The 7,098-nt window shown below is 67.8% G+C and carries 8 protein-coding genes and 1 other annotated feature; of the genes, 4 read left to right on the top strand and 4 right to left on the bottom strand.

The features are described 5' to 3' along the window. On the top strand, positions 1-293 hold a 293-nt coding region (locus LH128_RS20540), incomplete at its 5' end, for a lysozyme (protein ID WP_008831607.1). Beyond that, positions 290-676 (top strand): DUF1801 domain-containing protein, encoded by a 387-nt coding sequence (locus LH128_RS20535; RefSeq protein ID WP_008831606.1) that lies wholly within the window; start codon positions 290-292, stop codon positions 674-676. The genes LH128_RS20540 and LH128_RS20535, both read left to right, overlap by 4 nt. Before the next feature lie 136 nt (positions 677-812). Here LH128_RS20535 and LH128_RS20530 read toward each other — a convergent pair whose 3' ends face one another. The 4 genes from LH128_RS20530 to LH128_RS20515 form a co-directional block, all read right to left on the bottom strand. Then, positions 813-2,315, bottom strand: coding sequence for a SulP family inorganic anion transporter (locus tag LH128_RS20530; RefSeq protein ID WP_008831605.1), 1,503 nt, complete (start codon positions 2,313-2,315; stop codon positions 813-815). A 74-nt stretch (positions 2,316-2,389) separates the two neighbouring features. Further along, positions 2,390-2,445 (bottom strand) — a sequence feature (sul1 is cis-regulatory element that is thought to sense ions involved in sulfur or methionine metabolism; They are found in Alphaproteobacteria). A gap of 81 nt (positions 2,446-2,526) precedes the next feature. Further along, positions 2,527-3,450, bottom strand: a complete 924-nt coding sequence (gene argC / locus LH128_RS20525) for an N-acetyl-gamma-glutamyl-phosphate reductase (RefSeq protein ID WP_008831604.1) — start codon at positions 3,448-3,450, stop codon at positions 2,527-2,529. Then, positions 3,447-3,767: an SH3 domain-containing protein gene (locus LH128_RS20520; RefSeq protein ID WP_051211543.1), complete on the bottom strand. Its 321-nt coding sequence runs from the start codon at positions 3,765-3,767 to the stop codon at positions 3,447-3,449. The genes argC and LH128_RS20520 overlap by 4 nt, the downstream gene beginning before the upstream one ends. Positions 3,768-3,869: 102 nt before the next feature. Continuing rightward, positions 3,870-5,252: a leucyl aminopeptidase family protein gene (locus tag LH128_RS20515; RefSeq protein ID WP_008831602.1), complete on the bottom strand. Its 1,383-nt coding sequence runs from the start codon at positions 5,250-5,252 to the stop codon at positions 3,870-3,872. Between the two features lie 64 nt (positions 5,253-5,316). Between LH128_RS20515 and LH128_RS20510 the strand changes: the two genes are divergently transcribed. Next, entirely contained in the window at positions 5,317-6,129 is an 813-nt protein-coding gene (locus LH128_RS20510; protein ID WP_008831601.1) for a DUF4163 domain-containing protein, read from the top strand. Positions 6,130-6,166: 37 nt separating this feature from the next. Further along, complete coding sequence (map, locus tag LH128_RS20505) at positions 6,167-6,997, top strand: type I methionyl aminopeptidase (protein WP_008831600.1); 831 nt, start codon at positions 6,167-6,169, stop codon at positions 6,995-6,997. The last annotated feature ends 101 nt before the right edge of the window (positions 6,998-7,098 follow it).

Genomic DNA, 7,098 nt, shown 5'->3' with positions numbered 1-7,098 from the left:
GGACGCAGGCGCAGTGCGACGCCAGGTTCGATGTGGACATCGTCAGTTACATGAACGAGGTCGCGGCCTTTCTTGGAAAGGCGGCGACCACGCAGAACCAGTTCGATGCGCTGGTCTCGTTCCACTATAACACCGGCAAGATCGAGTCCTCGACGCTCGGCAAGCTTCACAAGGCCGGAGACTTCGCTGGTGCACAGGCCCAGTTCGGCAAGTGGATCTACAACGACGGCAAGCCGATGACCGGCCTCAAGAACCGGCGCGCGGACGAAGCGAAACTCTACGGGACAGCATGACCGACACGAAAACCCCCGCTCAGTTGATCGACGAACGCATTGCCGAACTCGGCGACTGGCGCGGGGAGGCGCTGGCAAGAGTGCGGGCCGTCGTCCACGCCGCGCTGCCCGAGGTGGTCGAGGAATGGAAATGGCGCGGCGTGCCCACGTGGTACGCGGGCGGCGGCATCGTCTGCACCGGGGAGTCCTACAAGGCGGCGGTCAAGCTGACGTTCGCCAAGGGCGCCTCGGTGCCTGACCCGGCGGGCCTGTTCAACGCCAGCCTCGAGGGCAACGTGCGCCGCGCCATCGACATTCATGAAGGTGACGCGATCGACGAGGCGGCGCTTTCGGCGTTGCTGCGCGACGCCGCCGCGTTGAACGGGGTTAAGAAGAAGCGCTGACAGCGTCCCTGCGAGGGGACTTCGACCGGCTGTGCCCGACCCTTCGACAAGCTCAGGGTGAGCGGGGAATGGGTAAACCTCTCGAACCCGGTCAGGCTGGAGCTTGTCGAAGCCCCCTCGGGACAAGCGGTAAGGTTCAGCCCGGCACCGCGCCCGTCTCCACGCCGGTCCTGTCGTGGAGGGCGAAGCGGTCGACGATGTCCGCGCTCGCCCGGTTGTAGCCGACCACCTCGACGCTGCGGCCGTCGCGCTGCAGCCGCTCGACCACCTTGTCCAGCGCGCCCACGCCCGAGATGTCCCAGAAGTGCGCGGCCGAGACGTCGATCACGATGTGCCCGGCCGCCGCCTCTTCCTGCGCCTCGTCCTGGAAGGCGCGGATGAAGCGGTCCACCGAGGCGAAGAAGATCTGGCCCGAGACGCGGTAGGTGGCGATGCCGTTTTCTTCGCCGCGCTCCACCGCGAACATGCGCTGGACTTTGCCTGCGAAGAATACGCCGGACAGCAGCACCCCCGCCAGCACGCCGAGCGAAAGGTCGCGCGTCGCCACGACGACGCCGACGGTCACCAGCATCACCACCGACGAGGTCGGCGGATGGCGCCTGAGGTTCGCGATCGAGGCCCAGCTGAAGGTGCCGATCGAAACCATCACCATGACCGCGACCAGCGCGGGCATCGGCACCCGGCCGACCCACGGTCCCAGCACGGCCAGCAGGAACAGCAGGAACGCGCCCGCGACGAACGTGGAGAGCCTCCCGCGCCCGCCCGAGGTCACGTTGATCACCGACTGGCCGATCATCGCGCAGCCGCCCATGCCGCCGAAGAGGGCCGCCACCACGTTGGCGCCGCCCTGGCCGACGCACTCCGCGCGCTTGTCGCTGTCGGTCTGGGTCATGTCGTCGACGATCTGCGCGGTCAGCAGCGATTCGAGCAGGCCCACCGCCGCCATCGTCAGCGCGTAGGGGGCGATTATCCGCAGCGTCTCGAAAGTCAGCGGCACATGGGGCAGGGTGAAGCTGGGCAGGCCCTCGGGCAGCTTGCCCATGTCGGCCACGGTATTGACCGGCAGGCCGATGCCGATCGAGATCGCCGTCAGCACCAGGATCGCCACCAGCGGCGAAGGCACGGCCCTGGTGACGCGCGGGAACAGGTAGATGATCGCGAGACCGCCCGCGACCATGACATAGGTCTGCCAGCCCACGTTGGTCAGTTGCGGCAACTGCGCCATGAAGATCAGGATGGCCAGCGCGTTGACGAACCCAGTGATGACCGAGCGCGAGACGAACTGCATCACGAGGTCGAGCCGCAGCAGTCCGGCGATGGCCTGGAAGACACCCATCAGGATGGTCGCGGCGAAGAGGTACTCGACGCCGTGGTCGCGCACCAGCGGGCCGACCAGAACGGCGACGGAAGCCGTCGCGGCCGAGATCATCGCCGAGCGTCCGCCGACGAGGGCGATGACGATCGCGATGGCGACCGAGGCATAGAGCCCGACGCGCGGGTCCACCCCGGCGATGATCGAAAAGCCGATCGCCTCGGGGATCAGCGCGAGGGCGACGACGATGCCGGCGAGGACGTCGCGGCGCGCGGTCGCGAAGTCGCTGAACCACTGCCGGGCGTAGCGGGCGAGTTTGTCTGACATGGAAATTCCACAACAAGGCACGATGGCAGGACCACGGGCGCCAAATGGGCGCTGAGGTTTCAGGTCATGTGTGATGTTGTCCGGCGGATCGGCGGCCGGAATAGCCACCCGGAATTGCACCGGGTCCTTGCGATTGCTGCCCTGTTAGAGCAGTGGGCCGTCAGTTTGCAAGGCTTGAGTGCCCTCCCCATGCCGGGGAGGGCAGGGTCCATCAAAGGCGCAGGCCCGCCGTCTCGTCGAGACCGGCCATGATGTTGAGGTTCTGCACCGCAGCCCCGCTCGCGCCCTTGCCGAGGTTGTCGAGGATCGCGACGAGGCGTGCCTGCGCGCCGTCCTTCGCCCCCAGAACGCGCAGGGTGAGGGTGTCGACAGGCTCCATCGAGGCGCGCAGCAGCAGTTCGTCGGGCTGGTCTGCCTCGACCTTCACGATCGTGCTGCCCGCGTAGAACTCGGCCAGCGCGGCGCGCAGGTCGTCGGGCGATCCGGCTTGCGGCATCATCGAGAGGTGCAGCGGCACTTCGACGAGCATGCCGCGATGGGCGGGCACCACGGCGGGGGCGAAGATCGGATCGTGGCCGATGCCCGTCTGCGCCTTCATCTCGGGCACGTGCTTGTGGCCGAGGGCCAGGCCGTAGGCGCGGAAGGCGATGTCGGTGTTGTCCTCGAAGCGCGCGATCAGCGCCTTGCCGCCGCCCGAATAGCCCGAGACGGCGTGACACACGTAGGGCCAGTCGGCAGGAAGCAGACGGCTGCGGACCAGCGGGGCGACGAGGGCGATGAAGCCGGTGGGGTAGCAGCCGGGATTGCTGACGAAACGGGCCTGCGCGACCGTGTCATGGCCGACGATCTCGGGAAAACCGTAAGTCCAGCCCGCCGCGACGCGGTGGGCGGAGGAGGCGTCGATCACGCGGGTACGCGCGTTGGCGATCATGCCGACGGCGGCCTTGGCGGCATCGTCGGGCAGGCACAGGATCACGACGTCGGCGTCGTTCAGCGCCTCGGCCCGCGCGGCATCATCCTTGCGCCTGTCATCGCTGAGCGTGATCAGCGAGAACTCGCTGCGCCCGGCGAGCCGGTCGGCGATTTCGAGGCCAGTGGTGCCCGCTGCACCGTCGATGAAGACGTTGGTGGTCATGCCGCTTCCAGATCCGAGAGAGCCACATAGCCGACCGCGCCGTCCTCGCCGAGCTGGCCCCAGGACCACTTGCCCGCGATGTCCAGCACGTTGAAGGTTTCCCCCGCAGGCAGGTCGGCGATGACTTCCGCATCGTCACGGCCGACGACGCGCAGGATTGCGCCGGACTTGAGCGCGCGCGGCATCGGCACGGCATAGTGCGGCACGAAGTAGCGGCCCGCCAGCTTGATGTGGGCAAGGTCGCCGCGCACGGGCAGGCAGCCGGGATCGGCGCTCACGCTGGGGCCGGTCATGGCCAGCATTTTCTGGGACCCCATGCCGTCCGTCTGGTCAGGGCGAGTATACGAATCCACAGATGCCAACGCGGGTGCGTCTCCAAAGTCAAAGATGGGCGCGCCTACCCGAGACACGGGATTCTTTCAAGCATAGCGCGCTTTCAGCATGTGCCATGCCGCGCGCAGGCCGAGCGCTTCGCCGCCCTTCGGACGGCCCGCCTTCGCGGTGGGGCGCCAGGCGAAGGTGTCGAAGTGCGCCCATTCCACGCCCTTGGGGACGAAGCGGTCGAGGAACAGCGCCGCCGTGCTCGCGCCCGCGAAGCCGCTGGACCCGGCGTTGTTGATGTCGGCGACGTCGGACTTGAGGTACTCGCGGTAGCCTTCGTGCAGGGGGAGGCGCCAGCACGGGTCGTCCACCGTCTTGCCCGCCGCGAGCAGGGCGTCGGCCGTCGCATCCTCGCGGGTGAAGAGGGCGGGGAGGTCGGGGCCGACCGCGACGCGGGCTGCTCCTGTCAGAGTGGCGAAGTCGATGATGAATTCAGGGCCCGCCTCACCCGCGCGGGTGAGCGCATCGCCCAGGATCAGGCGGCCTTCGGCGTCGGTGTTGCCGATCTCGACGGTGATCCCGGCACGGCTGCGCAGGACGTCGCCGGGCCGGAAGCTGTTGCCGGAAATGGCGTTCTCCACCGCCGGGACCAGCACGTGCAGGCGCACCGGGAGGTTGGCGCTCATGATCAGGCGGGCGAGGGCGAGGGCGTGGGCCGCGCCGCCCATGTCCTTCTTCATCAGCAGCATGCCCGCGGAGGGCTTCACGTCGAGGCCGCCCGAATCGAAGCAGACACCTTTGCCCACCACGGCGATGCGCGGGTTCTTCGGGTCGCCCCATTCCAGTTCGATCATGCGCGGCGCGTGGCTGCGGCCCGCGGCGCGGCCGACCGCGTGGACCATCGGGAAGTCGCGCTCCAGCACCTCGCCGCGCGTGACGCGGATCTCGGCGCGGAAGGCTTTGTGCAGCGCTTCGGCCTCGGCCTCCAGCTGGGCAGGGCCCATGTCTTCGGCCGGAGTGTTGACGAGGTCGCGCACCAGCATGACCGCCTCGGCCTCGGCAGTGAGAGCGGCGATCTGCGCGGGTTCGCCGGTCAGGAGCAGGCGCGGGCCGTGGTCCTCGGCGTCGGCCTTGTAGCGGTCGAAGCTGTACTGGCCGAGAATCCAGCCGAAGATCGCCGGGCCCGGCTCGCCGCCAGCACGGCGGTATGTCCCGGCGGGCAGTTTCTCGGCGAGTTTCGCCATGCACCAGCCGCCGAGCGTTCCGGCGTCGGCCACGCCTGCGGCCACGCTCCAGCCGTCACCCTCGGGGAGAATGACGTATTCCCCCGCACTTGCGTCGAAGCGGGCGGCCTCCAGCACGGCGCGCTGGGGAACGGTGAGGCCTTTCGTGAATTTCTCCAGTCCGTCCTTGTCGACGAGATGGATGGAGACGGCCTGCTGGCCGCGATCGGGCTGGATCAATGCGTTCTTGTCGCTCATGGCCTGATTCTCTAGCCTCCACCCGAGCCTGAGTGCGAGAGGAATTTTGATGCGATACTCCGGTATGGTTGTTGTTCTGGCCTTTGCCGCCGCTGCGTGCAGTGGATCGGGCGACAGCGATCCACAGCCGAGCGCCACGGCGGTTGCCAGCGAAGAGGCGCTGCCGATGGCCTCCACCGAAGCGCCCTCGGAAGCGCCCGCCGTGAAGGGGCGCTCGGAAAAGGAGGAGAACGACCTTTACGAGTTCGGCTATTCCTATCCCGACGCGGCGGCGGCGCTACCCGGCCTGCGGGCGATGCTCGACAGGAAGCTGGACGATACCAAGGGCGAACTGGTCTCCTCCGCACGCAGCGACAAGGCGGAGATGACCAAGGACGGCTTCCCCTATCACGCGCATTCGATGCAGGTGGACTGGAAGGTGGTCACCGACTTGCCGGGCTGGCTGTCGCTGTCCTCGGAGATGTACCAGTACAGCGGCGGCGCGCACGGCATGAGCGGGTTCGATACCCTGCTGTGGGATCGCGGCGCCGACACGGCGCGCAAGCCGATGGACCTGTTCACCAGCCAGGACGCGCTGCGCGATGCCTTGCGCACGCCGTTCTGCGACGGGCTCGACAAGGCCCGCGCGGGCAAGCGGGGCGAGCCGGTCCAGCGCGACAGCGGGCAGATGTTCACCGAATGCATCGACCCGACCGCGCAGACGCTGATCTTGGGTTCGACCAACCGCAAGACCTTCGATCGCATCGGCGTGCTGGTCGCGCCCTACGAGGCGGGGCCTTACGCGGAAGGCAGCTATGAAGTGACGGTGCCGGTGACGGGCAAGGTGATGGCCGCGCTCAAGCCGCAGTATCGCTCGGCCTTCTCGGTGAAACCCTGATCTCGCAATTTCACCCCGGATGCGCTATCTGGGGCGGATGACCGAATACCAGATCGTAGAGCCCGGCCAGGAAGCGCTGCTGCGCGACGGCACCATCAAGCTGCATGGCCCCGACGGCTTCGAGGGCATGCGCCGCGCCGGCGCGCTCGCCGCGAAGATCCTCGACGAAATCGCGCCGATGGTGCAGCCGGGCGTCTCCACCGCCGAGATCGACGACAAGGTGCGCGAACTGACCCTCGCGGGCGGGGCGGTCCCGGCGACGCTGGGCTATCGGGGCTATGCGCATTCGTGCTGCATCTCGATCAACCACGTCGTCTGCCATGGCATCCCGTCGGAAAAGACGCTCAAGGACGGCGACATCGTCAACATCGACGTCACCCCGCTGCTGGACGGCTGGCACGGCGACACCAGCCGTATGTACCTGGTCGGCGACGTGCCGCTGAAGGCGCGCCGTCTGGTCGACGTGACGTACGAGTGCCTGATGATCGGCATCGAGCAGGCGAAGCCCGGCAACCGCGTGGGTGACATCGGCGCTGCCATCCAGGCTTATGCCGAGGCGAACCGCTACGGTGTCGTGCGCGAGTTCTGCGGCCATGGCCTCGGCCGCCTGTTCCATGACGCGCCCGAAGTGGTCCATGCCGGTCGCCCCGGCACCGGCCCGCTGCTCAAGCCGGGCATGTTCATGACGATCGAGCCGATGATCAACCTCGGCAAGCCGCCGGTGAAGCTGCTGAACGACGGCTGGACGGCGGTGACCCGCGACAAGTCGCTCTCGGCGCAGTTCGAGCACTCGATCGGCATCACCGAGGACGGCTGCGAGATCTTCACCACCAGCCCCAAGGGCCTGCACAAGCCGCCTTACGCCTGACACCTCGTCATCCCGGACTTGATCCGGGACCGCTGGCCATGAACCGCCTCCCTTGCTGCGCGTGGCTGCGATCTATCGCCTCAAGATTTGCCAGCGGTCCC

Source organism: Sphingomonas sp. LH128 (assembly GCF_000293195.2).
Lineage (GTDB): Bacteria > Pseudomonadota > Alphaproteobacteria > Sphingomonadales > Sphingomonadaceae > Novosphingobium > Novosphingobium resinovorum_A.
The sequence above is the reverse complement of the archived record's forward strand: the minus strand, read 5'-3'. Positions and strand labels throughout refer to the sequence as shown.

Bases quoted from the DNA above. Each gene is read 5' to 3' on its own strand.
- LH128_RS20535 (WP_008831606.1), top strand. From the start codon at position 290: ATGACCGACACGAAAACCCCCGCTCAGTTGATCGACGAACGCATTGCC.
- LH128_RS20530 (WP_008831605.1), bottom strand. From the start codon at position 2,315: ATGTCAGACAAACTCGCCCGCTACGCCCGGCAGTGGTTCAGCGACTTC.
- argC (WP_008831604.1), bottom strand. From the start codon at position 3,450: ATGACCACCAACGTCTTCATCGACGGTGCAGCGGGCACCACTGGCCTC.
- LH128_RS20520 (WP_051211543.1), bottom strand. From the start codon at position 3,767: ATGGGGTCCCAGAAAATGCTGGCCATGACCGGCCCCAGCGTGAGCGCC.
- LH128_RS20515 (WP_008831602.1), bottom strand. From the start codon at position 5,252: ATGAGCGACAAGAACGCATTGATCCAGCCCGATCGCGGCCAGCAGGCC.
- LH128_RS20510 (WP_008831601.1), top strand. From the start codon at position 5,317: ATGGTTGTTGTTCTGGCCTTTGCCGCCGCTGCGTGCAGTGGATCGGGC.
- map (WP_008831600.1), top strand. From the start codon at position 6,167: ATGACCGAATACCAGATCGTAGAGCCCGGCCAGGAAGCGCTGCTGCGC.